Annotated in this window: 24 protein-coding genes and 1 tRNA gene; 7 read left to right on the top strand and 18 right to left on the bottom strand. The window is 48.3% G+C overall.

All coding sequences use genetic code 11. The features are described 5' to 3' along the window. Positions 1 to 139: 139 nt before the first annotated feature. Entirely contained in the window at positions 140 to 547 is a 408-nt protein-coding gene (locus tag ACTJJJ_RS10195; RefSeq protein WP_188939005.1) for a hypothetical protein, read from the top strand. Then, on the top strand, positions 544 to 978 hold the full coding sequence (locus ACTJJJ_RS10190) for a DUF3299 domain-containing protein (protein ID WP_440701732.1): 435 nt from the start codon (positions 544 to 546) through the stop codon (positions 976 to 978). The genes ACTJJJ_RS10195 and ACTJJJ_RS10190 overlap by 4 nt, the downstream gene beginning before the upstream one ends. A 3-nt stretch (positions 979 to 981) precedes the next feature. On the opposite strand, the gene ACTJJJ_RS10185 is transcribed toward ACTJJJ_RS10190, so the two are convergent. Both ACTJJJ_RS10185 and recO read right to left on the bottom strand, forming a co-directional pair. After that, complete coding sequence (locus ACTJJJ_RS10185) at positions 982 to 1,686, bottom strand: hypothetical protein (RefSeq protein ID WP_440701731.1); 705 nt, start codon at positions 1,684 to 1,686, stop codon at positions 982 to 984. A 68-nt stretch (positions 1,687 to 1,754) separates the two neighbouring features. After that, the gene (gene recO, locus ACTJJJ_RS10180; protein WP_440701730.1) at positions 1,755 to 2,450 is read right to left on the bottom strand and encodes a DNA repair protein RecO; all 696 of its coding nucleotides are present in this window, start codon (positions 2,448 to 2,450) and stop codon (positions 1,755 to 1,757) included. Positions 2,451 to 2,792: 342 nt separating this feature from the next. Here recO and ACTJJJ_RS10175 point away from each other — a divergent pair, with 342 nt between their 5' ends. Next, positions 2,793 to 4,685 (top strand): amidophosphoribosyltransferase, encoded by a 1,893-nt coding sequence (locus ACTJJJ_RS10175; RefSeq protein ID WP_188939009.1) that lies wholly within the window; start codon positions 2,793 to 2,795, stop codon positions 4,683 to 4,685. A gap of 169 nt (positions 4,686 to 4,854) precedes the next feature. Continuing rightward, positions 4,855 to 5,361: a DUF6265 family protein gene (locus ACTJJJ_RS10170; RefSeq protein ID WP_440701729.1), complete on the top strand. Its 507-nt coding sequence runs from the start codon at positions 4,855 to 4,857 to the stop codon at positions 5,359 to 5,361. Positions 5,362 to 5,417: 56 nt separating this feature from the next. Here ACTJJJ_RS10170 and ACTJJJ_RS10165 read toward each other — a convergent pair whose 3' ends face one another. From ACTJJJ_RS10165 to ACTJJJ_RS10130, 8 genes are all read right to left on the bottom strand, one after another. Further along, positions 5,418 to 5,864: a DMT family transporter gene (locus ACTJJJ_RS10165; RefSeq protein ID WP_188939011.1), complete on the bottom strand. Its 447-nt coding sequence runs from the start codon at positions 5,862 to 5,864 to the stop codon at positions 5,418 to 5,420. A 21-nt stretch (positions 5,865 to 5,885) separates the two neighbouring features. Continuing rightward, positions 5,886 to 6,197 (bottom strand): NADH-quinone oxidoreductase subunit NuoK, encoded by a 312-nt coding sequence (gene nuoK / locus ACTJJJ_RS10160; protein WP_308420648.1) that lies wholly within the window; start codon positions 6,195 to 6,197, stop codon positions 5,886 to 5,888. Beyond that, positions 6,194 to 6,715 carry an NADH-quinone oxidoreductase subunit J family protein gene (locus ACTJJJ_RS10155; protein ID WP_188939012.1) on the bottom strand — a complete coding sequence of 174 codons (522 nt, stop codon included), beginning with the start codon at positions 6,713 to 6,715 and terminating at the stop codon, positions 6,194 to 6,196. The genes nuoK and ACTJJJ_RS10155 overlap by 4 nt, the downstream gene beginning before the upstream one ends. A gap of 6 nt (positions 6,716 to 6,721) precedes the next feature. Beyond that, complete coding sequence (locus ACTJJJ_RS10150; protein WP_440701728.1) at positions 6,722 to 7,927, bottom strand: 4Fe-4S binding protein; 1,206 nt, start codon at positions 7,925 to 7,927, stop codon at positions 6,722 to 6,724. 62 nt (positions 7,928 to 7,989) lie between these two features. Then, positions 7,990 to 8,610 (bottom strand): thioredoxin family protein, encoded by a 621-nt coding sequence (locus ACTJJJ_RS10145; protein ID WP_426292557.1) that lies wholly within the window; start codon positions 8,608 to 8,610, stop codon positions 7,990 to 7,992. Positions 8,611 to 8,660: 50 nt separating this feature from the next. Further along, positions 8,661 to 9,947 carry a glycosyltransferase family 4 protein gene (locus ACTJJJ_RS10140; RefSeq protein ID WP_440701727.1) on the bottom strand — a complete coding sequence of 429 codons (1,287 nt, stop codon included), beginning with the start codon at positions 9,945 to 9,947 and terminating at the stop codon, positions 8,661 to 8,663. 26 nt (positions 9,948 to 9,973) lie between these two features. After that, positions 9,974 to 11,875: an alginate lyase family protein gene (locus ACTJJJ_RS10135; RefSeq protein WP_440701726.1), complete on the bottom strand. Its 1,902-nt coding sequence runs from the start codon at positions 11,873 to 11,875 to the stop codon at positions 9,974 to 9,976. Beyond that, on the bottom strand, positions 11,872 to 13,971 hold the full coding sequence (locus ACTJJJ_RS10130) for a bi-domain-containing oxidoreductase (RefSeq protein WP_440701725.1): 2,100 nt from the start codon (positions 13,969 to 13,971) through the stop codon (positions 11,872 to 11,874). Before ACTJJJ_RS10130 ends, ACTJJJ_RS10135 begins: the two co-directional genes overlap by 4 nt. 123 nt (positions 13,972 to 14,094) lie before the next feature. On the opposite strand from ACTJJJ_RS10130, the gene ACTJJJ_RS10125 reads away from it, so the two are divergent. Then, positions 14,095 to 15,252, top strand: a complete 1,158-nt coding sequence (locus ACTJJJ_RS10125; RefSeq protein ID WP_440701724.1) for a Gfo/Idh/MocA family protein — start codon at positions 14,095 to 14,097, stop codon at positions 15,250 to 15,252. Between the two features lie 114 nt (positions 15,253 to 15,366). On the opposite strand, the gene ACTJJJ_RS10120 is transcribed toward ACTJJJ_RS10125, so the two are convergent. The 5 genes from ACTJJJ_RS10120 to ubiE form a co-directional block, all read right to left on the bottom strand. Beyond that, complete coding sequence (locus ACTJJJ_RS10120) at positions 15,367 to 16,497, bottom strand: thioredoxin-like domain-containing protein (protein ID WP_440701723.1); 1,131 nt, start codon at positions 16,495 to 16,497, stop codon at positions 15,367 to 15,369. 115 nt (positions 16,498 to 16,612) lie between these two features. Next, entirely contained in the window at positions 16,613 to 17,281 is a 669-nt protein-coding gene (locus ACTJJJ_RS10115) for an ankyrin repeat domain-containing protein (protein ID WP_440701722.1), read from the bottom strand. Between the two features lie 466 nt (positions 17,282 to 17,747). Next, positions 17,748 to 17,822: transfer RNA gene (locus tag ACTJJJ_RS10110), tRNA-Val, on the bottom strand. A 124-nt stretch (positions 17,823 to 17,946) separates the two neighbouring features. Further along, on the bottom strand, positions 17,947 to 18,606 hold the full coding sequence (locus ACTJJJ_RS10105; RefSeq protein ID WP_188939041.1) for a porin family protein: 660 nt from the start codon (positions 18,604 to 18,606) through the stop codon (positions 17,947 to 17,949). A gap of 23 nt (positions 18,607 to 18,629) precedes the next feature. Continuing rightward, positions 18,630 to 19,352 carry a bifunctional demethylmenaquinone methyltransferase/2-methoxy-6-polyprenyl-1,4-benzoquinol methylase UbiE gene (gene ubiE / locus ACTJJJ_RS10100; protein WP_440701721.1) on the bottom strand — a complete coding sequence of 241 codons (723 nt, stop codon included), beginning with the start codon at positions 19,350 to 19,352 and terminating at the stop codon, positions 18,630 to 18,632. Between the two features lie 156 nt (positions 19,353 to 19,508). On the opposite strand from ubiE, the gene ACTJJJ_RS10095 reads away from it, so the two are divergent. Together ACTJJJ_RS10095 and ACTJJJ_RS10090 are read left to right on the top strand one after the other, a co-directional pair. Continuing rightward, positions 19,509 to 20,291, top strand: a complete 783-nt coding sequence (locus ACTJJJ_RS10095; RefSeq protein ID WP_440701720.1) for a hypothetical protein — start codon at positions 19,509 to 19,511, stop codon at positions 20,289 to 20,291. A 23-nt stretch (positions 20,292 to 20,314) separates the two neighbouring features. After that, on the top strand, positions 20,315 to 20,899 hold the full coding sequence (locus tag ACTJJJ_RS10090) for a hypothetical protein (RefSeq protein WP_426292547.1): 585 nt from the start codon (positions 20,315 to 20,317) through the stop codon (positions 20,897 to 20,899). A 14-nt stretch (positions 20,900 to 20,913) separates the two neighbouring features. On the opposite strand, the gene ACTJJJ_RS10085 is transcribed toward ACTJJJ_RS10090, so the two are convergent. From ACTJJJ_RS10085 to ACTJJJ_RS10075, 3 genes are read right to left on the bottom strand one after another with little or no spacing between them, the layout of a single operon-like run. Further along, entirely contained in the window at positions 20,914 to 21,582 is a 669-nt protein-coding gene (locus ACTJJJ_RS10085) for a response regulator (RefSeq protein ID WP_440701719.1), read from the bottom strand. Between the two features lie 17 nt (positions 21,583 to 21,599). Further along, positions 21,600 to 22,385, bottom strand: a complete 786-nt coding sequence (locus tag ACTJJJ_RS10080; protein WP_188939024.1) for a sensor histidine kinase — start codon at positions 22,383 to 22,385, stop codon at positions 21,600 to 21,602. Then, on the bottom strand, positions 22,364 to 23,014 hold the full coding sequence (locus ACTJJJ_RS10075; protein WP_188939025.1) for a hypothetical protein: 651 nt from the start codon (positions 23,012 to 23,014) through the stop codon (positions 22,364 to 22,366). Before ACTJJJ_RS10075 ends, ACTJJJ_RS10080 begins: the two co-directional genes overlap by 22 nt. Between the last annotated feature and the right edge of the window lie 520 nt (positions 23,015 to 23,534).

The following is a 23,534-nucleotide window of genomic DNA, read 5'->3' as shown; positions in this document are numbered from 1 at the left end:
TGTAAAAATGTAATTATCAAACTGAAACACAGGGAATAAAAGCTTCGCATATCGAAAGAAAATGGACGCGACTGTTGCGTGTTAAAAGTATTTGCTTCATTTTTGCAACGTTGTTGCATTTAATGAAGTTCCATCCGAAATGAATCTTATCCGTCCGATTTTCCTGCTAACTATTAGCCTGACAGCCGCCTCCTGCGCCCAAGAGGAAAAAAGCCCCGAGCTAATTGAAGCCAACCGTTTGCATCTTGAAGCCATTGAAATTTCAAAAGAACTGGAACCAAAACTCGAAAGCCTATCGTCGCACGCGAAAGGCGGTGCAGAAAAATCACAGATCGACAGCTTAAAGGCCCTCATCGAAATGTGGGAAGAGAATATGATCGAAGTTCCCGGATTTGCACACGCCCACGCGCATGGCACGCATACACATGAACACAAGTCTGCCCCGCCGATGACCGACGAGTCGATGCTGGACTATCAGCGGCAATCCAGGGAAGCCATTATTGAATTACAAGGAGCTACTGCAAAACTTGATAGTCTGCTAAAATGAAAAAACTTCCTATCCTGCTCATTCCGTTTCTCGCTTTTACATTTCGGGCCGAACCAATGCAAATCAGCTGGAAGCGGCTGACCGACGTACAGTTTACCCGAAAACTCAACAAGGAACTGGGCATGCATTTCCTATACCCTGCTTTCGGACCGTCGGTGAATGCATTGCAGGGCAAAGAGATCAGTATACGGGGTTACATGATCCCCGTGGATGAAAACGATAACATTTACGTGATTTCCGCCAAACCGATGGCGGCCTGCTTCTTCTGCGGTGGCGCAGGGCCCGAATCCATCATGGAACTGCAATTCCGGAAGAAAAAACAGCATTTCCGTACCGACGAAGTACTGACTGTCAGGGGAAGATTGGTGCTTAACGCGAGTGACATCGATCACCTCAACTACATTTTGAAAGACGCCGAGGTGATCGATTGATTATCAGGGAATTTTTTCCCAGACCTCGTGAACAGGCTTGCCGTCGCTGCTCTTGCCGCTATGGTCCCAGCGACCATTTTCAAGTTTGAAATCGAATTTAAGCGACGAGCCTACGCGATTGTTGTCTTTGGAGAAAAACTGAATATTTTCGGTGTATTTGCCGTCTTTCGCGGTGTAAGTGCCGCCGCCTGTCGCATAAAATCCCTTCACGGCCGGGTCCACTGCGAACCATTGGAAACGGGTTTTTGAAAGTAGTTTAAGCGTTTTCCGCGTTCCTTCCTGGTGTATCTGGACGAGCCCGCCTTGCCCGTTGTCGCGCTCGGTAATATGCCAGGCGCCTGCCATCGGCGCATTACTCGTACCGTCGTCGACGCGCATCCATACCATCGCTTCTTCGTAACGCAACGTGAGAATGTCGTCTTTTACTGTCACTGTGAACTCAATAGGGATACCGATTTTCGCCGTATCCGCCGAATTGAATTCCGGCGTGTAAGTCATTTTGTCGCCATTCATCGTGAACGGGCCGCCTTCGGTTCTTTCAAAATACTTGTTACCGATGCTGTAAGAGGCAATAACCAGGTAATTATCCGCCACAATGAGCGTCGAGGCACTGCCAGTCGGCTCCTGTGATTTCCAGGCGCCTTTGGGTATCTGGGCGAATGTCAGAAAAGAAATGAGTACAAAGGCGATCGTCAGTATATGTTTCATTGCATTCGGTTTGATGGAGTTACCATATACGTTATCAAAATTATGCCAATTTCCACGGGAAGCAACTTTCAGCGCAAAACTTCCCGCAAAACATCCAGCGACTTGATCTCCCCGAGCGCATCCATGTGGATTTTGTAAAAGAAAATCATCTTTTCGAGTATACTAATCCGCCGCGTCCTGTCTAGCGGAATGGACAATCCGTAGCCATTTTCCAGCATTTGTGCCGTGGCAGCATGCTCCTGCGCGTCGGGCCGGAACGGAAAATAGCTGTCTTTCAACTCACTTTCGAGATCATTGGCAGCCTCAACCCCAAAGCCCAGGTAATGTGCGAGTTGCATAAGAAACTGAATGTGAAAGTTTTCGAAACCGGCTTCGGCCTCATCGAGATACAGCACCGATTGCTCAATAAAATTGAACAATGGCTCGTTGTTTTCCTCCTCTCGCAAAGTTTTACTCAGCATCTCGGTCATAAAAAGTGCCAGGCCCGATTTTAATACATCAAAAGGAATCGAGAAGAATGGCGCATAGCATTTGATCTCGGAAATGCGGTGGATGGTGTCCTCCCTATTTTTATGGTAAACCACCAAATCGAGTAATGTAAGCGGCTGGAAGAACGCGATCCGGTTGGTTTTTGACTTGCTGCTTCTGACGCCATTTACGATATAAGTCTGTATACCAAAGGCTTCGGTGTAAACCTTCGCGATAATGGAAGATTCTTTATACCGGATGTAGCTCAATGCGATACCGCGGGTTTTATGAAGCATATGAAATTTTAATATCCAATTGACCAAAAATAGCTATCTTTCTTATAATTGATAAGCTAGTGTGATTTTGCAATAATTTGTGATCCGGCTCTTGAAACAGTAGGCAAGGGAATTGGCGGTAGGGTAATTTTCGCAACATTGTGCCAATCTTGCCCCGTAGATTTAACCCGAGGGAAAGGATATGAAAATTTGAACATTTTTGGAGTTTTTTAAGCCAAAGGATTTGTACCTTTGTGAGAAATAACGAACTAAACGAGAATTGAAATTCGTTAGGCTAATATTCAGGGAATACGATTTGCATACCAGCAAACACCAATATTTCTAACAGCATTACTCTCTCTTATGAGCGACGCCATTAAGCATGAGTGCGGCATAGCACTTATCCGTCTTAGAAAGCCTTATCAATACTACATCGACAAGTACGAAACGCCGCTGTATGCTGTCCATAAGCTTTCGGTCATGATGGAAAAGCAGGTCAACCGGGGCCAGGATGGAGCCGGGGTAGCCAATATTAAAATCGACGTCCCGCCCGGGAAACGATATATCAGCCGATACAGATCCGTAGAGCCTCAACCACTTACGGATATCTTCTCTAAAATCCACAAGAAATTCCGGAAAGGTCTTAAAAATAACAGAGACCATGCCAGCGACGCAAAATGGTTGCAGGAGAATCTTGCTTTTACGGGAGAAGTATGGTTGGGACATCTTCGTTATGGCACACATGGCACCAATGAAGTAGAAAACTGCCACCCGATGCTGCGCCAAAGTAACTGGCGGAGTCGTAATCTGGTGATGGCGGGTAACTTCAACATGACCAATGTCGATGAGCTTTTTGGCAAACTGGTTTCATTAGGCCAGCACCCGAAAGAGAAAGTCGACACCGTAACGGTAATGGAAAAAATTGGACATTTCCTGGATGAAGAAAATCAGCGGGTGTTCGAGCGTTTCAAAGGAGTTTATGAAAACCCGACATTGTCCGACGTTATCGAGGACAATATCGACCTGCCACGCTTGCTTTATCGCTCGTGCCGCGACTTTGATGGAGGTTATGCGATGTGCGGCCTGACCGGCTACGGCGCCTCTTTCGTAATCCGTGACCCGGCAGGTATCCGTCCCGCATTCTACTATGCTGATGATGAGGTAGTTGTAGTGGCATCTGAAAAGCAAGCCATTAAAGCTGCATTCAATGTAGATTATAATCAGATCACTGAAATTACTCCCGGCTCTGCGCTGATCGTCGACAAAAACGGTGAATACAACGAGTTCCCGATCCTGCCTCGCCTCGAAAAACGCTCATGCAGTTTTGAGCGTATCTATTTTTCCCGTGGCACCGATCCGGACATTTATAACGAGCGCAAGCAGCTGGGTAAATTGCTGATTCCGCAGATCCTCAAAGAAGTTAACTACGACCTCGAAAACACGATTTTCTCTTATATTCCGAACACCGCGGAAACGGCGTTCCTTGGGATGATCGAAGGTTTGGAAGAATATCTTGCTAAAAAACGCAAGCAAGCCATCATGGAAGGCATTCTTTTCGAAGCCGACCTGGAAAAAGTGCTTTCATTCCGTCCAAGGATCGAAAAACTGGTAACTAAGGATGTAAAATCCCGCACCTTTATCACTGCCGATGCCCTGCGCGACGATATGGTTTCGAGTGTGTACGATACCACTTTTGAGGTCGTTCGCAAGAATATCGACACCGTGGTGATCATAGACGATTCGATCGTTCGGGGTACCACACTTGAAAAAAGCATTCTGACGATGCTCGACCGCCTCAAACCGAAGAAGATTGTAGTAGCCTCTTCGGCACCGCAAATCCGCTTCCCGGATTGCTATGGTATCGATATGTCGAGAATGAAGGATTTTGTTGCTTACCGTGCTATATTGAAGTTGCTCGAAGAGCGCGATATGGAATATAAGCTGGAAGATGCTTACACACAAAGCGTTACAGCTCTGGCCACAAAAAATCCGTACAATACGAACTTCGTTAAGGCACTTTACGAGCCTTTCAGCGACGAAGAGATTTCTCAAAAAATAGCAGAAATTATCCGACCGAAGGGTTTGAATGCCGAGCTCTCTGTTGTTTTCCAGACAGTTGAAAACCTGCACAAAGCCTGCCCTGGCCATTTGGGGGACTGGTACTTCACCGGAAACTACCCAACGCAGGGCGGTAATAAAGTAGTAAACAAGGCCTTTACCAACTCCTACGAGGGTAAATTGGAAAGAGCTTATTGATTATAGAAATTTGAGTGAGGATAGTCGGCTTGGAAACGAGCCGGCTATTTTTTTGGCTATTACGCTAAATTCGGTCAACGTACTGACGGAATTTAGCTAAAATCAGTCAATACGTTGACCGAATTAACATTTCTATTAATTTGCCGGCTCAATTCACAACCTAAATCTCATGACCCAATTCAACACAATCCAGTTAGTTAAAAAAGCATGTCTGGCATTTGCCCTGGTGTTAACGGCAACTTTTGCTCAGGCGCAAGGCACCCTGAACGACATTGCATTCCTTGACGGCCGCTGGCTGGGAACTTATAACGGCGGACCTATCGAAGCCTCCTGGACTGCTCCGAAGGGAAACAACATCGTCGGCTTTATCCGCATGATCAAGGATGACAAGCCTGCTCTTTATGAGATATTCGCATTTGAACAGACTGACAATGGCCCTGTAGCGATGGTGAAGCATTTCAAACCCGGTATGATCTCCCTGGAAGAAAAAGAAGTGGCCGACCGCTACAAATTCATCGAGGCTAAAAAGAACCAGGCTTTATTTGAAAAAGACGATGCGTCGGTACGGATCATTTACGAGAGACGCTCCGCTACTCAGCTGGTGATTCAGCGCGGGAAGAAGGAAAATGATAAATGGAGCTTTGTGGATCTGTTTATTTTTAACAAAATCCCCTGAGGCATTCGGGAAGCTTTCGGAACAGCAATCTAAACGGATTGCTGTTTTTTTATGCCTCAATTTTTAAGTATCAGATATACGCCGCCCACCAGCAATATCGTACCCAAAATACGTGGCAAATTCATATGATGAACAGCGAACCCCTGTAAACCAAAATGATCGATGGTCATCACGGTTACCATCTGGCCGGCGATAACGAGGCACATCATGTTGGCCGGACCGATATTGCGGACAATGAAAATAACGGTGATTACATAGAATGCCCCCAGCACCCCACCCATAAACCGGGTCCAAGAAACCTGTTTGAGGTCGGCCAGAGAAGGGATCGGGTTTTGATTGAAACAGGCAAATGCTATGGTAAGGACCATTAACCCCACAAAAAATGAGGTCATAGCTGCCAGAATAGGGTTATTGATCGACTCGCGAAGTTGCGTGTTCACGCCCGATTGTACGGCGTTGCTGATGCCGATGAGAAAAGCGAAGATCAGGAAAATCCAGTTCATGCAGCGGATGGGACTTTTAAACTATTGCTTCAATTCGTTTACCTTGTCAGGGTCGACGGTTTTGAAACGACCATACACACGCAAGATGATCGCCAGGGCCACAGTCACTTCCGCAGCCGCAACAACGATCACAAAAAGTGCAAACAACTGACCGCTCAAACGTTCGACATCGTGCCGGCCGAATGCTACCAAATTGATATTGACCGCATTAAGCATTAGCTCAATCCCGAGCAGCATACCGATAAAATGCCGCTTGGTAATGGAAATAGCCAGCCCAATGCAAAACAATGCAGCTGCGACGACCAGATAATATTGTACTGGTATGGTTGTCATGCGGTCGGATTTCGGTTTAATGCGAGATAAGCAGCGCCGATAAGTGCCACCAGCAAAAGAATCGCGGCTATTTCAAACGGTAACAAATGGCTCGTCATCAGCTCTACGCCGATCGTTTTGATAGTCGACTTGGTGTTCATTTCCTCCCCCGCCATTTTAAAGTCCGAGGACATAATAACCTTAACCAGCAATCCGAATAATCCTGCGCCTGCGAAAAACCCCCAAGCTTTCCTGGCTATGGGTACTTCAATGCGGTTATGGCGTGTAGAGTCGTCGCTTTTCTCCCTCTGCTGCGTCAGCATTATACCGAATATCAGCAACACGAGAATGCCGCCCACGTAGATCATGATCTGCGAAACCGCCAGAAAATCTGCACCTGCGAGAACGTACAGTGCAGCAACACCCAGGAATGCCAGGAACAAGGCAAATGCCCCGTAGATCAGGTTTTTGGAAAAAAGGATAAGTAGCCCCGCCGCGAGCGTTAATGCAGAAAATATATAAAATATAATTACTTCCATGATCGCCTATTCTTTGGGTTTAGGTTTCATTGTCGGACGAAATGCCGGTTTCGCGGCTACGGGTTTATCCTCAGGCTCCACTGGCGTTTCAGATACTGGCTTTTCCACATTTTCTTCTGAAACAGCCTTTGGCTTCATAGTAGGACGAAAAGCCGGCTTTGCAGCAACAGGTTTTTCTACCGGTTCGGCAGGAGTCTCAGCGATTGGTTTCTCCACATTTTCATCCGAAGCGGCCTTAGGTTTCATCGTTGGGCGAAATGCAGGCTTTGCAGCAACAGGTTTTTCTGCCGGTTCGATAGGGGTTTCAGCGATTGGCTTTTCAACATTTTCATCTGAAACGACCTTAGGCTTCATCGTCGGGCGGAAGGGTGCTTTTGCCGCAGGCTTTTCAACAGCTTCGACGGGCGGTTCAGCCACAGGCTTTTCTATCGGTGCTGGTGAGCTTTCATCCACCTTTTTCGGCTTCATAACCGGTTTAAACACCGGTTTCGGCGCCGGAGTTACCGGTTCATCAGATTCGGTATTAATATCTTTGGCAACAGGCTCTTCTGCCGGTTTTGGTTTCACCGTTGGTTTGAAAACGGGACGGGCAGGCGCCGCTGTACCGGCCGGCGTAGTCGAAGGTGCGATGGGAGGAGCAGTCTTCGCCGCTTTCAGTGCTTCTTTCTCCTTTTGGAATTGTTCCAGAAGTATGCGCTTTTCGTCGGCTTGTTCGGTAGTGAGATTGGAATAATTGTAAACCATATCCCGCACATCCACTTCACTATAATCGAATGTCTTGGTCATGGTAAGGCATTCCGTCGGGCAAACCGTTGTACAAAGGCCACAATAGCAGCATTTGGCCATATCGATATCAAACTTGGCGGCGTACAAGCGGATCGGCGAGCCGTCGGAGGCACGGCCAACATCCTCCACCGCTTTGATCGGTTCAATATCAATACAATCGACCGGACATACCTTCGCGCATTTGTCACAAACAATGCAATCGTCCATCTCATTATGCAGACGGTACCTGCCATTATCCGGAATGGGAATGGTTTCCAGTGGGTACTGGATGGTGACAATGCCATCCTGCTGGTCATAGAAATTGGATGAGCGAATATCCCCGGGCTTACGGCTCTTACGTGCATTCAAGAGATGCCGTAACGTCAGCCGCATGCCCGTGAGGGTCGTACTGATGCCGTCGGATATGTTTTTAAAGTATTCTGACAAAATCCCTGTTCGTTGGTATTGCGGTTACCCTATGACAAATATAGAGTAAACGGTTCAAAAACTCACTTATCCACACCCACTGCTTCCAAAAGCTCCTGCAATTCATTTTGCAGCGACTCCGTCTTGTCGGCGATGTACCAGCGTTGAATATCCTCTGAAAATTCGCTGTACGACCTGACCGGGTTGGCTTTATATGCTCTCAAAAGCTCCTGGGCACCTGCCGGACGTGGTCCCCACGTGAAAATTTCATTGAAATCGTCGTCCACAGCGATCAGTTTGGGTATCGAACGCCCTCCATTGGTCAGATATGCGTCCATTAATTCCGGGTTTTCGTCCCGAAGCAGGAATCTGACCTTAATCAACGGATTCAATAACGAGGCAGCTACGATTGTGGGAAGATTCTGGGCTGCATCCCCGCACCACGCTTCGGTGAGGATGTACCAGGTTTGCGGAATATCCACCTGGTCGACGGCTTCCCTAAGTGAATCATGGATCTCCGCCTTTTTATTCAGTCGTTGCATCCGGGCCAGGTTCAGCCTTGTGTAGTGGGACAGCGATTCAGATTGTTTCGGGCCGGTTGTCCTGTTTTCAAGAACCACCGTCTCCATTAAATGCATGTATTCGGAATAAGTATATGCCCCGTTTCTCACTGATTCAGGGAATAAATGCGCCACGTTTCTCATTGGATTTTAATTTATTGGAAAACCCTCTGGCGACACTTTCAGTTCACTTTTCAGTCATCAAAAGTTGCACTTTTTCCAGTCACTTCAAGTTGACTTTCAATGCGTTCCAAAAATTCCTTTGCCAATTTCTCCCGATCGAAATGAGCGTGGACAAACCGGTAACCATTTTTACCATGCTTCGTCATAAGTTCGCGGTCGTTCATATAAATCCTGATTTTTTTCACCAGTTCTTCCGAATTTTCCGGCTCTGTAAACATCCCCGCCGCCGCCTGCTCTACCAGCTCGCGCGACACACCGTCGATAGCCATTAATACAGGCTTTTTACAGGAGAAATAGTCAAAAGTTTTGTTGCTGTAAACTGTTTTGAAAATCTCCGCCTTTTTCAAAATGGCCACGCCGACGTCGGCTACCAAAATGTAGTCGAATATCTGCTCCTTTGAAACGGGGTCGAGAAATGAAACGTTGGTCAGCTGCCTGGAATCGACTTCTTCCATCAACATCCGCTTCTGCATTCCGTCGCCTATCAGCAAGAAATGGGCATCTGTACCCCGAAGCAATGTAGCAGCCTCCACGAGCTGCATCAAGTCATTCGCCAGCCCATGCGCCCCGACATAAATGATTACAAACTTTCCCTCCAGTCCCAGTTCCTTTCGTAACCCGCTCGCGCATGCGTTACGCAACGCGCGCTCGCTCCAACGGAAATCCGCCGCGTTAGGGACCACGATGATTTTACCTGGCACAACATTTTTGTCGCGAATTAACCTTTCCCGAAACGCCGGAGTAAGCACATTGATCAACTTTGACTTGCGATAAAGGTATTTCTCAAACCTGTAAGCCAAACTGATCAGCCACTTATTCTTCAAAACGCCCGTCTCGATCGCCGATTCCGGCCAAAGATCCCGTATTTCCAGCACCAGCGGAACACGCTTCCATTTGGAGAGCAGCAGCCCCGGAATACCCACCAGGAGTGGCGGCGAGCTTACGATAATGCAGTCATATTTGGAGCGCGCGAAACGTAACCCGGCATAAATTGCGGCACATGCGAAAGAAATATAGCCCAAAAGCCGCCCCGAAAAGCTGTGATGATAACGCCTGGACAATTTGCATCGAATTACCTCAACGCCGTCCTGGTTCTCAGACATTGAAAATCGTTTCCCCTTATTATCCGCGGATTTCCCCGACATATAATGTACGTCCCCCGCAATCACCGTCACCGAATGCCTTTCCCTCACCCAAACACGAGCCATTTCGTTCCAGCGGGAGCCTCCGCCAGCATTGTCTTCGAGAAAGTATTGGTGAATGAGGAGCATGTGCATAAGCGGGTAATATTGTTTCATTATTGGTCTATACAAATGGGGCTTGGTCACTTCAAACTTTCTATAACCGTCCTTATCAAACTCCCGCTACTTTCAAACACCATAGCGATACATTCTACCTTTTCGCCATAAACCTCCGAATACCAGCCGCGTTCAACGATCATTAGGATTCCACAACCTTGTTCATCGACAGCACTAATACGAAAATCATCCAAAAACCCTCTATCCGGATGCCATAACTGGCGGATTCGCATTCCTTTCGGCACATTCAGAACCAAGTCTTCCACCAGCCAATGCAACCGACCCGCTTTTTTGATAACTCTTCGCTTATGAACAATACCGTTGCCTACGTGACGGAACCCCTCGAATTCGGTTTCAATCCAAAACCCGTCGTCGGCAGTGCCTGATTTTCCCTTTGCATTCGTGATCCAATGCGTCCAGATAAACCGGTGCCGCTTCTGCATTTGATCGAAGTTTTCGATCATGATGGTGTTGTGAGCGCGCGTACCGGCGAAATAGCGTGTAGATTCTTCATCGGCATTGTAAAGCCAGGTACCGGCATCGCGCAGAATGTTGCGGCCGCTTATCCAAATGTCGAGGTGGTTATGATCAGCCTGAAACGGACGGCTGCAATAGCTTCCGCAGCGCAGGAATGTTATGGTGCCTTTATCTCTGACAACAAAGTAGCCGTCCTCCTGAAAATTAAAAGCACCATCTTCCACAACTTCCAGATAGCTTTCCACATCCGACAGCTCTTCGGGTACCAGCCATGCTTTCTCTTCGCTTAAAACGGGGTCCGAATTTTTCCAGCTATATAAAACCGATTCCAATGCGATTAATTGAGGCCTGAAATCCCGAAAATCACATTCAGAAAGAGGAAAAAACAATGCCCCGTCATTGTGCCCGTAAAGAGGAAGCCTCCCATTTACTCCATCCATGCAGATTCTCAAGAACCTCAGAGAAGCATCGGCTTGCTCATACACGGTTTCAGAAAACCATTCGTCATTCAATTCCGCTAATTGTATACCCCAAGTCATCAACTGAACAACCACGCGGTGATAGTGCATCGAAAATTGAAGGTAAGTGCCGTCCGACGTAATTTGTCGATTGATTTCCCTTTCAAATAAATCCTTGCCTTTTTTCCTCCATTCATGGCTTTCCGGGAAGCAAGGAAACATTATACCGGTCACAAATAGGCCTAATGCCTCGGTCAGGACGTGGTTATTACTGACGGCGATCTCTGAAAAACAGATGTTGGCAGCAACATGCCGCATTTGATCGTAAATGCTGCAAAGAATCTTATCCAGCAACAATTGATTCAATGCTGATGACAGGCGATGGTAATGCAATGCAAAAGTCCAGTTCAATACCCTCAATGCTATTTCCTGGCTGCATTTCCAGTTTGGTCCACAATTCACAGGGTTGTTGTCGATCCAATCCGTGATCAATTCGAAAACTTTTCCCGACTGATCCTGACCGAAATGATAATCATACCGAACGAGGTCATACAAAAACGTGAACCTCGACTTCTCCCACACGTATTTGATATCGCCCGCTTTCGGAGAAAAGTCGTCAACGTCCAACCAATGCTGGTGTTTCGGATAAACAAAGCCAGTTAATGGATTGCTGTGCCAGTCGGGTACTTCGAACCATTGACTGCTGAAATAGCGAAACCTCCCCATTTCCATTTGCCCTACCCGCCATTTCAAATCAGTGATTCCTGCATTCCTTTGCAAAGTCAGTTTTTCGGGGTCGAACAGAAATATGGGTTTGTTGTTCTGCCATTCCTGCATACTTATGAATGAATGCCTGGTGGCTCTTTTGGGAAAGCGCAATTGAAGAATACCGGTTTTAGCTTGCCACCAATATCCGGCTCTGAACAACACATAGTGCCAGCCCATTTGCCGGCCGATATGCCAAAGCAGTATCCAATACCGCAGCGCTTTCATGGTACCTTCACCCAGCCGCCCGTCCACATACTATCCCGCGCTGCCAGTGTCGCCTGGCTTGAATTCCAGACATCTTCGAGAGGCATTATCGGCTCTTTTCCGGTTGCAATGCATTCGAACAGCTTGTCAAACTGCTCCTGATGGCCCTTTCCCGCATCCCGTTTTGTTTCTCTAAATCCCTCAAAACCATATCCCCGTACAACTTTGTAGTCATCCACAACCACTGTCCGCCCCAGCGAATGTACTTCGATCCGTTCCTTTGGATAGCTGCTATGACCATTTGAAAAATAATGTACGGCCCCGGCGGAGCCATTTGCCAGCCGCAGCAGCACACTTGCATTTTCGGTACTCATACAGCCCTGGACGGTCAACGCATTGGTACAGACTTCCGTAATGCGGCTTTGCGCAATCCACGCGACCAGGTCGATGAAATGGCATGCCTCGCCCACCAGTCTCCCGCCACCCCGGGCGCTGTCGCGTAGCCAGTCATTCGCCAAAATACTGCCTGCGTTAACAGTAATTACGACGTTCATCGGGCCGCCATCAAGCAATTGCCGAAGCCTGGTTATATGCGGTGCATATCTTCGGTTAAAACCCACCGCGAGTGAGACCGGCCCCGGCGCGTTTTGAAGTGCCGATTTTACGCTTTCAATGCCCCTGGCATCAATGCTAAGCGGCTTTTCCACAAACACATGCTTGTCGGCACGAATCGCATCTATCGCGATGGAAACATGCTCATCATGCCGGGTGGCGATAATGACCAGATTGACTTCGTCATCGGCCAAAATTTCGCGGTAATCCGTAGTAACGAATGGAATGCCATACTTGACGGCGAGTTCCGCCGCCCTTGATCCGCCTAAGCTGGCGATGTACTTGATACACTTCCCGCGGAGACAGGGCAACAACGTCATGCAAGCAAAATTTCCAGCGCCGATGATCGCTGCCACGACCTTTTGTACCGCGAATACATTGTCCGGGTTCCGGATTGCCGTTTCGTCGGCCTTGCTTTCACCGTTATAATCGATCAGCACTCCGAGCGATCGGATATTTTTTTGATAAATACATAAATAATTTTCAAGCGGGATAATATTGGAAATTAAAGGTTTGACATTCAGAGAACCATTCCCTATCAGCCGCAGAACTTCGAGGAAATTGCGGTTCGCGGTCCAGCGAACATACCCCTGGGGGTAATCGATGCCCCGCTCCTCATACGCATGATCATAACGCCCTGGCCCGTAGGAGCATGAAACCTGGAATGTCAATTCCTTATGGTAAAAATCAGCCCGGTTTAAATGCAAGGGAACGTCGCCTACTAGCACGATTTTCGCCTTTTTCCTGCAAATCGCCGAGGCCATTGAAATGACATCGCCGGATTTGGACGAAGCTGTGATAATTACCCCATCCATTTCGCCGAACTGCTTTGAATTCCATCCACCGGTAGACCTTGATAGATTAACGGCCACGACTCCCTTTTCCCTTGCGATTCGTCGCCGATCTTCGTCGGGTTCAATACCCATTACCTCGCACCCTTGCGCGCGGAGGATATCAACGACCATCAAACCTATTAACCCAAGGCCTACCACCACCACGCGCTCACCGAGGGCGGGTGCCAGCAATCGCACCCCATGCAGACCTACCGCGCCCAAAACTGCAAACACCGCCTCTTCGTCCGGCACATCAGGAGGAACTTTGGCGACCAGGTTGACCGGTACACAGATCATCTCGGCATGCGGCCCGTTGCTGACCACCCTGTCGCCGATCGTGAAACCTTCTACATCTTCTCCTATCGCTTCGATTTCTCCCAAATTGCAATACCCCAATGGCAGGAGCTGATCCAGCCTGCGGAGAACCGACTGTGTAGTTTTCCAGAAGCCATCCGTTCTGACTTTGTCAATTAAGAGACGGAACTTGTCTGGATGTTGCCTGGCTTTAAGAAGGAAATTGGCTTTGCTGAACCCGATCAGCATTCTTTCGGTCCCGGCGGAGATGAGGCTTTTACGGGTTTTGATGAGCACGCAGCCCTTCCGGGCGAGCGGAACAGGGACATTTAACAGCAACGTCTCTCCCGTCCGGAGATTCTGGGCAAGTTGTTTCATGAAATAGTGTGTAGTTTGAGTAAATATCAGGTGTTGAAATTTACGAATTAAATCCAATCAGCAAGATTTAATAATTTTGACAAACCTGTTTAGCATACAATCCTTAATCATACCCATTCCCGAATGAAAAAGCAGATCAATATCGGCATAGTAGGTTACAAGTTTATGGGCCGTGCGCATAGTAATGCCTGGAAAAAAGCCCCGCTGTTTTTTGACACGCCATCCGTGCCCGTCCTGAAAGCGGCATGCGGCCGCCACCAGGAATCGCTATCCGAATTCGCGCAAAATTGGGGCTGGGAAGAGACCGAAACCGACTGGCAGCAACTCGTCACAAGGCCTGATATCGACATTATCGACATCGCATTACCCCAAAATTTGCACTACGAAGTGGCATTGGCCGCAGCCAGGGCAGGCAAGCATATTTTTTGTGAAAAACCGCTTTCGATGGACAGCGGGCAGGCTGCCGAAATGCTGAAAGTGTGCCAGGAAAATGGCGTGAAGCATTATCTCAACCATAACTATCGCAGAACGCCAGCCGTAGCGCTCGCCAAAAAGATGATCGAAGAAGGCAAGATCGGCCGGATTTTTCACTGGCGCTGTGCTTACCAGCAGGATTGGATAGTCGACCCGTCGTTCCCGCTTACCTGGCAGCTTAAAAAGGAGACTGCCAAGGCCGGGCCGCAATGGGACCTCAACTCCCACGCCGTCGACCTCGCGCATTTCCTTGTGGGTGAGATTGTTTCCGTTTCATCCCTGAATGCGAACTTTATCAAAGAACGCCCCATCGCTGACGAAACTGCCACCGGAAGTCTCACTGGCGCATCCAAAGGCACCGAAACGGGCGAAGTGACCGTCGAAGACGCCGCATTGATGATGGTCAGGTTTCGAAACGGCGCCATAGGCTCATTTGAAGCAACCAGGTTCGCGACCGGCCGCAAAAATCGCCTTACATTCGAAATTTACGGCAGCAAAGGCAGCCTCGTTTTCGACCTCGAACGCATGAACGAGCTGCAATACTATTCGAACGAAGATACGAAAGGCGAACACGGTTTCCGCACGATTCTCGCCACCGAATCCATTCACCCTTACGCGGGCCATTGGTGGCCTGCCGGGCATATTATTGGCTACGAACACGCGTTCGTGCATGCGGTAGTAGATTTCCTGGATGCAATCGAAAATGATACTGAAATCAAGCCCGACTTCGCGGATGGCCTGAAAATCATTCAGGTGCTGGAAGCGGGATTGCGCTCGGCGGAAAGCGGCAGCACGGTACTATTATAGGGTAAAGGAGGAAAGGGAGGAAGGAGGAAAGGGAAGAAGGTAATCCCTTCGCCATCCTCCCTTTCCTCCCTTTCCTCCCCTTCCTCCCTTTCCTCCTTCTTCAAACCAGTAAACCTATTTCAAAAGCGCAGCCACTTTCAAATCCATCGCATTCTCTCCCGGTTCGTAGCCGACGTGCTGATCGACTACTTTGCCGCTGCCGTCCAGAAGCACCCAGATCGGGATGGTTTGCAGGTTATATTTCTTGTCCAGTATCGCGTAAGTGTCGCCCAGCGGTAAGAGAAACTGTTTCCAGGGCATCTGTTCTTTCTGCATTGCCTTTTTCCAGGCATTTTGGTCCTTGTCGACGGAAATGCTGACGACATTCAGTTTCTGGCCTTCATTCTCATAAAGCTTTTTGATTTGCGGGATTTCCATCCGGCAGGGCCCGCACCAGCTTGCCCAGAAAACGATGAGGTTATGTTTGGAAGAGTCCACCAGGACTTCTTTGACTGACTTGTCATCAGCCGTTTTTAATGCTAATTCCTTCGGGAAATCGCTGCCGGTTTTGTTATCGTAGTCCAGATACGCTTTTAGAGCTATATAACCGGGGTTTGAATGAAGTTCTGGATCAAAAAGAGCTAGTAAATGTTTCGCCTCGTCGGTCGCAAGTGCTGATTTATTGAAATTTAATGTACGGAGTAGTTCCAGCGAATAAGGGTGCTTCTGAACGAGCGATCGGTTATAAGCGTGGTTATCAGCAGCATTCTTCGAGCTGCCCTTGAAAGTGTAATGCCGGAATAACACGCTGGTTTGCCGGTTCACTTTGTCTATATTGAACGTAACAACCTTATTCTTAGGAGTAAATATCCGGATTGTATCGAGAGTCAACTGCATGATGCCTGGTTCGGCATAGAAGTTAGGCTCATCCATTTTTTTCGAATAAGGATTTTTATACCCCACTACCTGATGCGGAAACTCGGGATTTCCGGTTTCAAAAACAATTGCTGCTTTGAAAGGGACAAAATCCCCTCCGGTTTTGATTTTGAACTCAAATTTGCCGCCCTTCACAACGGCAGTATCTTCGAAATTGCGGGTTTCGGCATTGCCCAGATATAGCGTCTTCCCTTCCAGGAAAGTGCTCGCTCCGCGTAAATCGCCATGTACCACTATGTCCCGGCTATTACCGCAAGCGAGCGCCGTAAAAATCACCAATAGCGCCCCAACCATACCGGAAAGGGCACGAACAATCTGACTGTTTTCCATAACGCATCACGATTTGTTGATGCGCAATTGTAATTAGTTTATAGTAGAAAACAAAATATAAAATAAAATTATATATCAAGTAAATATCTTACGCTAAAAACATCAATGGCAGCACTTACCTCGATAAAATTCTTACTATCTCCTCAAAGCCGCGCCTCCTGGCATGTTGCAATGGCGTAAGGCCGTCATGATCCGGTATTCCAAGGTCCGCTCCGCTGTCTTTCAGCAACTGCACAATTTCCTGATACTTTTTGCTCCCATCCCCCAAACCAATAGCTTCCATCAAGGCTGTCCACCCCAAACGATTGACATGGTTAATGGGAAATCCCCTGGTACCCACCAGCACTTTCACGGTTTCCACGTGCCCCCGCTCGCATGCGGGAATCAACGCAGTTCCATTATACCGGTTGAAGACATCAAAGCGGGCGCCGTGAGCAAGGAAGAGCTTCACCAGTTCTGTTTGTCCGGTCGCGCCTGCGTACAGGAACGGGCTATCCTGGATATTGTCCTGCAAATTGACATCCGCACCGCGTTCCGTCAGTAGCGTTGCCATTTCCGCCCGTTTCTCGATCACCGCCAACAGAAGCAGGGAGCGCTGTTTTTCATCCTGCGTATTTACATTAGCTCCTTTGTCAAGCGCCTTTTTTACGCCCTCCACGTCGTTTCGTCCGACCAGTTTTATAATGTACTCTTGCTGCATAATCTTTTCATCTGTTAATGGCTGGTCTTTCGCATTACATGACGCAAACATGCCCATCAATGCCAGCAGCAACAATGCTTTCATAAGTCCAAATGATTAATTGAAAATCACAGCAACAAGGTAAGGCGAGTTTCCAGGGATCGCTTTGCGGAATTTATACTAATGCTTGGATGATTTATTACTTCGCGTTGATAGGTGGGATTCAAACCGCAACGGCCGGAAAACAAAAAAAGCACCGATTGCTCGATGCTTTCTGTGGGAGTTGAGGGATTCGAACGGCAGCGGCCGACCGTCGCAGCGGCGGACCGTCCCCGACCCTCTGCTTGTAAGCGGACGCCGCGCGGGCAGATATTATGAACCAACTGCTCCGGCCGGAAAACAAAAAAAGCATCGATTGCTCGATGCTTTCTGTGGAAGTTGAGGGATTCGAACGGCAGCGGCGGACCGTCCCGGACCCTCTGCTTGTCAGCGGACGCCGCGCGGGCAGATGTTATGATCCAACTGCTCCGGCCGGAAAACAAAAAAAGCATCGATTGCTCGATGCTTTCTGTGGGAGTTGAGGGATTCGAACCCCCGACCCTCTGCTTGTAAGGCAGATGCTCTGAACCAACTGAGCTAAACTCCCTTTTTTGTTTTCTTTTGTTTTCCCGTCGTTTCGGAGTGCAAATATGTGCGACTAAATTGAACTCTGCAAATATTCTTGGAAAAAAATTAAAAATATTTTTTAACCTCCTGAAAACCAATATCGACTATTCGAAATTTAAATAGAGCGTTACAGTGTGGGTACGCATGCGGCTGATGCCATTACCTACCGAGTTTGTTCCAGGTACGATCATATTTGTCAGTCCATGTGAAAAACGCAGTTCCGGAGCAAATTTGAAGAATTCAAAGAATTGCTCATAACCTATGCCATAATCGATCGAGAAGTCGCTGGACTTGGTATCGAGGGCGGTAGCTCCACCCCCCCGGTTACGTTTTACGTTCGTCTCGATCCCGAGCGTTACGCCTGCAATCATATACATGCGTGAGTTGACCCGGCGGACGGATTTGTATTTTAGCAAGAGCGGTACTTCTATCCATGTCGACTCGCGCTTTTCTGTCCGGTCGGTGCCGTTCGGATAGCTGAATTTGACATGCCGCTCATAAAGTGAAACCGCGGGTGTTGTGCGCAGGTCAAAATGCTCGTTCAGATATGCGTTGACGGTAAAACCCATGCGAAATGCCGCATTCGTCGGCGACTGGATCACAAATGCCGAATCCTTGGACACGAAGTCATTACTATGCTTGATGTTGAACCGCGTAAACGGGACTGCGAAAAGAATACCGTAATGGATCGGCTTGTCGTCGTAATATTCGAGGTGCTTGCGACGGTAACCGATGCCCTGAGACCGGGCTTCCTGCGCCGCCATGAGCAGCGCAAGGATACCGATAATTATTTGTGTCCGACGTAAATTGAACAGATCCCGAAGGTAAGTGATATGCATTTGGTATTTATGAAACCTGCTTTTTTATAAATATCAAGAAAAGCTTCCCCATCCGGAAAGGCCTGCACCGACTCGGGCAGATAAGTGTATGCCGCGCTGTCTTTGGAGACCGTTTTCCCTATTATTGGTAGTATGTATTTGAAATAAAAATTGTAAATCTGCTTGAACGGAAAGCTCTTGGGCTTCGAAAACTCCACCACTACACACGTTCCGCCCGGCTTCATCACGCGGTTCATCTCTGTCAGTCCGGCCAGCAAATTCTGAAAATTGCGTACTCCAAACGAAACGATAATCGCGTCAAAATAATTGTTTGCGAAAGCTAAACTTTCCGAGTCGCCGCTTTGCAGGGTAATGACGTCCTGTTTGCCTAGTTTGACGATTTTCTCGCGACCAACCGCCAGCATACCTTCCGAAATATCGACGCCGATGATTCTCTCGGGCTTCAAGGCAAGCGCCTCAATGGCAAAGTCGCCAGTACCCGTTGCAATGTCAAGAATGACCTTTGGCTGTTGCTTTTTGAGCAGTTTGATAGCTCTTTTGCGCCAATAGATATCTACACCGCCACTCAGGACGTGGTTCAACAGGTCGTATTTGGGCGAAATGTTATCGAACATCTCCGCGACCTGCTCCCGCTTGGTCCCTTCCTTATCTTTATAGGGTACTACACTCATCTTTGTATTGTATTTTTCAACTACAAGCAAAACTAACAGATATTTACGGTTATCACACGGCGGTCGGGCATCTTATTGGTTCTACAAAATGTGACCAAAATGAAAAGCGTACGTATCAATGGCTGAACAAACATTTCGTCCCGATCATTTCCAGCCATGCGTTACATTTTGCTTATTGTCATTTGCGCCCTGGTCGGCGTAACCTTCGCGCAGCCTGTCCGTTACCGTTCGCCAAATGGTATCAACGACAAGAAAAACTATAACCGCCGCGCCGCACAGCCCTATTTTCTAAGCTTCCGATGCGGCCTTACACAATTTTACGGAGAGCTGAACGCCCAGGCGATGCACGGAATCGCCGGAATAGGCATTGGGAGGTCGCTCAACAAACAATTCGCTGTTCAGCTGGATTACAATGCGGGGACCATTGGCGGCGAAAAAAGGGCGTTTTTCAACTCCTGGTTTGTAAATGAATACAATAGCGCGGAATTCCTGGTAAAGTGGGACCTCTCGGAACAATTCAGCCAAAAAGAGCCCGGCCCGGTGCATATGGCTGTTTATGCAGGTGTAAGACAAATCTGGTTCAGCGCCAATGCCTTTGACCTGGACGACAACCGCCTCCTGCGCTTCACCAACAGCCGGCAGAGCGCCAGAAACCCGCTTTTCCTACGCTGGGGGCCACCCAAAGGTCCAAAGGGAATCAAAAAAACGAGAGAAGGACTGTTGCCGCTTGGCACTTCTGTGGATTATGCTTTGTTAGAAAAGTTGAAAATTGCGTTGGAATACCGCTTCTACTTCGTGCGGACCGATAAGCTCGATGCCACCTCCGGCCATCGGCTGATCAACCCGGAAGAAAGTGATTCTTACAGCGAAACGCCAAACGATGCGTTCAGTTTTATTGCTGTGTCGCTGCAATATCGTTTTGGCCAAAGGAAAAAATGAATGCCGGTTAACATTGTTAAATAATGATATCTACCACTGTTAAATACAAACTTTACCCCTCCCTGTTAGGCTGTTTCGACCGGTTCGAACGCGGCTACATCGATGCGCAGGAACTGCTCGACCGCATTAACCGTGTGCCCATGCCACAAACCGAGGCTCAGTTTCGTGGCGTATCATTCGAAGATGCGGTGATCAAAGGCATTGGCGAAGAAACATTTGACCCGGAAATCCTCTCGAAAGTACGGTCGTTTCTCCCCCGCCCGATGCTGAAAACGCAGGTATACTGCGAATACCAGCTGAACGACAGCCTGATTTACGGGTATGTGGATGTAGTTGGGAAGATGCTGGCCGTGGATATCAAAACCACCGGAAATTACCGTGCAGGCTGTTTCGCCAAAAGCCATCAGAACTTTTACCTGCCTGCATTACGCGCGAAAGGGATCAGAAGCCTTCGCTATGTGATCACCGATTTTAAGGAGGTATATCTCGAAGAATATGATCAAACGGCTGACTTTACCTATCAGGAGGAGCAGATCGCCCGCTTTTGCGAATTCCTCGAGACCTACCGCGACCGTATCACCGACTTACGGGTTTTTGCCCGCATTTAACACTGATAGCCGGGCTAGAAATCCAGCAATTGATGTTTTACAGCAAATATCGCGAGGCTCACCGAGTTGCCCGCACCGGTTTTTTCCAGCAGGTTTTTACGGTGTCCCTCCACCGTTCGGTAACTGATGAACAGCTCTTCCGCGATTTTGGCCGTGTTGTATCCCTTGCAAATCAATGCGAGCACTTCCATTTCACGGTCGGTAAGGCCTATATTCAGTGAAGGAATGGCAACTTTACTGCGAGTCGGCTTGATATCCCCTGCTTGCAGGCCCTGCCGCATTACCTGTGCGATGTCGTCATTAATGTAAAATCCCTTCGTCATAACCTGCCCGATAGCCTCGTTCAGAATTCCCTGATCGATGTCCTTGGGCAGGTAGCCGTGCACGCCTACCCGCATGAGCTGCAATATGTGCTCGGGGGAATAGTTCATCGAGAGAATGATGATTTTCACGTTCGGGTACTGTTTTAAAAGAAGCCCAGCCACTTCTTTTCCATCCATTCCTTTCATAAAAAGATCCAGCAGCACCACGTCGGGCATGGCATTTCCTATTTCTTCCAGCAGTTCCTCGCCGGAAGCAGCTTCCAGAATTACCTGATAATCTTCATTCCGGGACAAAATCTGGCCTAATCCTTGACGGAAAAGCTTGTGGTCGTCCGCTATCGCTATTCTTACTGGTTCCAATTTGTTTGGGGAAAGTGTTAAACGGGCATTTCAATTTTAAAACTGGTGCCTTCACCAGGAGCGGAATGTAGTTCGAGCTTCGCCCCCAACAGGTCGGTTCGGGTATGGATTGTGCTCATTCCCATTCCCGACGCTTTCTCGCCGGAAAGCATATCGAACCCCTTGCCATTATCGCTCATGAGCAAGCTCAGTTGTGAACCGTTATGATGGAGATCGAAAATGATTTCACTGGCTTCGGCATGTTTGACCACATTACCGATCACCTCCTGGATAATGCGGTACAGAACCAATTGCTGGTGGGACGAAAGCACTTCGGACGGATCGTCGATCGCGCACCGGATGTGTATTCCTGCGTCTTCCATCCTACGTAGCAAAATTTTCACCGCGCCTGCAAAACCGAAGTTCTCGAGAATTACCGGCGACAGGTTATGCGCGATTTGCCGCACATCCTTCACCACATCCCCGATAATCTGCCCTGAACGGGCGGCCAGACCCTTCATTTCGTCCGGCGACTTCTCGTATTGGATCTGATTCACAAACAAACGGACCGCCGACAACGACGCACCTATTTCGTCGTGCAGGTCGCGCGCGATACGCTCTCGCTCATTCTCCTGCGAGGCCACAATTGATTCCAGAATTTTCTTCTGATGAACCATCTCCATCTGATGCATCCGGCTCTGCTGAAAATGCAGCTTTCGCTGGTAAAGCAGCACAAAAATGACGATCGTGAGCGCCATCATCACCATAGTGCCAATTCCGCCGAACAGCAGTTGCGCAAACTCTATTTCCCCCGGCCTACCCATAATGCGATTGAATAAGTAATGTACAGCATATAGTTCATCAGCGCGTGGATCACCCAAATCTGATCATTCAGGTTTTTGGAATACAGCAAAATGAAGTTCATAAATATGAAAATCAGGAAGTTACCCGAAAAGAAAAGCAGCAACCCTGCCGACACCCAGAAAAAAGGCTCAACCAGCAGATTTTGCACTTTCAATTCCTGAAAAACTTTAAAGAAATACGACAATGCGAGCAAGATCACCACCACACTTTCGATCGACCGGCCCGCATTATCGATCCACACCGACTGCCCATGCTGCCCCAGTTCGCGCACAAGAACGATCCCCGTAAACGCCGCCAGCATCCAGCCGCGCAAAGTCGTCAGCCACTTCCGATCCAGCACCAGGCTGTACATCCAGGTCAGCAACGCGAACTCGACCGTGATGTAGATCGGCCAAAGAAACAGGTTAGATACTTTCAAAAACCAGAAGACTCGTGATATACTTTCTATACACAGCGCAAAGAAAATGAGGCCGCAGAGTAGCTGCACGGGACGCTCGGCCTTACGGCACCGCCAAAAAGCCATTGCCGCTGCCGCCAGCACCGGCAGATACGTGAAGAGCACAATGAGTTGTTCCCTGGAATAATGCATTGGTTCCCTGGTTTACCGACGCCTGAAATATGAGTAGCAAGCCGGCCGGCGAAGGAGATCCAGCCTTTGGCAAATTACGTCAAATTGCCGTTGATGCAATTGTAATTACTGCTATTCGACTTGTTTATTAACTTCCTTCCGCTATTTTTGGGCATTCTATCAGTATCACCTCTGCCCAACAAAACCGACATTATGTTGGTGGGCGCTCCCTCGGCAGTTCCAGCAACTGTAACCGGCCAATTACAAATCATTAAAACTGAATCACAACGGTCTTTTAGTTTTTATCGATTTAAGGCCCCCTTTTTAGCATTGAAAAAATTTTAATGCATGGTTCGCGCCGTTTCCCGACAGACTTTCTGCCGGAAAAGCCGCCGACTATGAATTTTATTACGCCAGACCCAGCTGCCCCGTGCAGCGGCTGATGGCTAACCCCGAAAATATGAAGGTTAACGTAGTGATCTACGGAGTTGTGGCTGGCAGTTACAGAACACAAAACCTGATCAGATCCCTTTTTGACATT

This window comes from Dyadobacter sp. 22481 (genome assembly GCF_052044875.1).
Classification (GTDB): domain Bacteria; phylum Bacteroidota; class Bacteroidia; order Cytophagales; family Spirosomataceae; genus Dyadobacter; species Dyadobacter endophyticus.
The sequence above is the reverse complement of the archived record's forward strand: the minus strand, read 5'-3'. Positions and strand labels throughout refer to the sequence as shown.

Excerpts from the sequence above, each read along its gene's own strand:
- ACTJJJ_RS10195 (WP_188939005.1), top strand. The coding sequence starts at position 140 with ATGAATCTTATCCGTCCGATTTTCCTGCTAACTATTAGCCTGACAGCC.
- ACTJJJ_RS10190 (WP_440701732.1), top strand. The coding sequence starts at position 544 with ATGAAAAAACTTCCTATCCTGCTCATTCCGTTTCTCGCTTTTACATTT.
- ACTJJJ_RS10185 (WP_440701731.1), bottom strand. The coding sequence starts at position 1,686 with ATGAAACATATACTGACGATCGCCTTTGTACTCATTTCTTTTCTGACA.
- recO (WP_440701730.1), bottom strand. The coding sequence starts at position 2,450 with ATGCTTCATAAAACCCGCGGTATCGCATTGAGCTACATCCGGTATAAA.
- ACTJJJ_RS10175 (WP_188939009.1), top strand. The coding sequence starts at position 2,793 with ATGAGCGACGCCATTAAGCATGAGTGCGGCATAGCACTTATCCGTCTT.
- ACTJJJ_RS10170 (WP_440701729.1), top strand. The coding sequence starts at position 4,855 with ATGACCCAATTCAACACAATCCAGTTAGTTAAAAAAGCATGTCTGGCA.
- ACTJJJ_RS10165 (WP_188939011.1), bottom strand. The coding sequence starts at position 5,864 with ATGAACTGGATTTTCCTGATCTTCGCTTTTCTCATCGGCATCAGCAAC.
- nuoK (WP_308420648.1), bottom strand. The coding sequence starts at position 6,197 with ATGACAACCATACCAGTACAATATTATCTGGTCGTCGCAGCTGCATTG.
- ACTJJJ_RS10155 (WP_188939012.1), bottom strand. The coding sequence starts at position 6,715 with ATGGAAGTAATTATATTTTATATATTTTCTGCATTAACGCTCGCGGCG.
- ACTJJJ_RS10145 (WP_426292557.1), bottom strand. The coding sequence starts at position 8,610 with ATGAGAAACGTGGCGCATTTATTCCCTGAATCAGTGAGAAACGGGGCA.
- ACTJJJ_RS10140 (WP_440701727.1), bottom strand. The coding sequence starts at position 9,947 with ATGAAACAATATTACCCGCTTATGCACATGCTCCTCATTCACCAATAC.
- ACTJJJ_RS10135 (WP_440701726.1), bottom strand. The coding sequence starts at position 11,875 with ATGAAAGCGCTGCGGTATTGGATACTGCTTTGGCATATCGGCCGGCAA.
- ACTJJJ_RS10130 (WP_440701725.1), bottom strand. The coding sequence starts at position 13,971 with ATGAAACAACTTGCCCAGAATCTCCGGACGGGAGAGACGTTGCTGTTA.
- ACTJJJ_RS10125 (WP_440701724.1), top strand. The coding sequence starts at position 14,095 with ATGAAAAAGCAGATCAATATCGGCATAGTAGGTTACAAGTTTATGGGC.
- ACTJJJ_RS10120 (WP_440701723.1), bottom strand. The coding sequence starts at position 16,497 with ATGGAAAACAGTCAGATTGTTCGTGCCCTTTCCGGTATGGTTGGGGCG.
- ACTJJJ_RS10115 (WP_440701722.1), bottom strand. The coding sequence starts at position 17,281 with ATGAAAGCATTGTTGCTGCTGGCATTGATGGGCATGTTTGCGTCATGT.
- ACTJJJ_RS10105 (WP_188939041.1), bottom strand. The coding sequence starts at position 18,606 with ATGGCGGCGCAGGAAGCCCGGTCTCAGGGCATCGGTTACCGTCGCAAG.
- ubiE (WP_440701721.1), bottom strand. The coding sequence starts at position 19,352 with ATGAGTGTAGTACCCTATAAAGATAAGGAAGGGACCAAGCGGGAGCAG.
- ACTJJJ_RS10095 (WP_440701720.1), top strand. The coding sequence starts at position 19,509 with ATGCGTTACATTTTGCTTATTGTCATTTGCGCCCTGGTCGGCGTAACC.
- ACTJJJ_RS10090 (WP_426292547.1), top strand. The coding sequence starts at position 20,315 with ATGATATCTACCACTGTTAAATACAAACTTTACCCCTCCCTGTTAGGC.
- ACTJJJ_RS10080 (WP_188939024.1), bottom strand. The coding sequence starts at position 22,385 with ATGGGTAGGCCGGGGGAAATAGAGTTTGCGCAACTGCTGTTCGGCGGA.
- ACTJJJ_RS10075 (WP_188939025.1), bottom strand. The coding sequence starts at position 23,014 with ATGCATTATTCCAGGGAACAACTCATTGTGCTCTTCACGTATCTGCCG.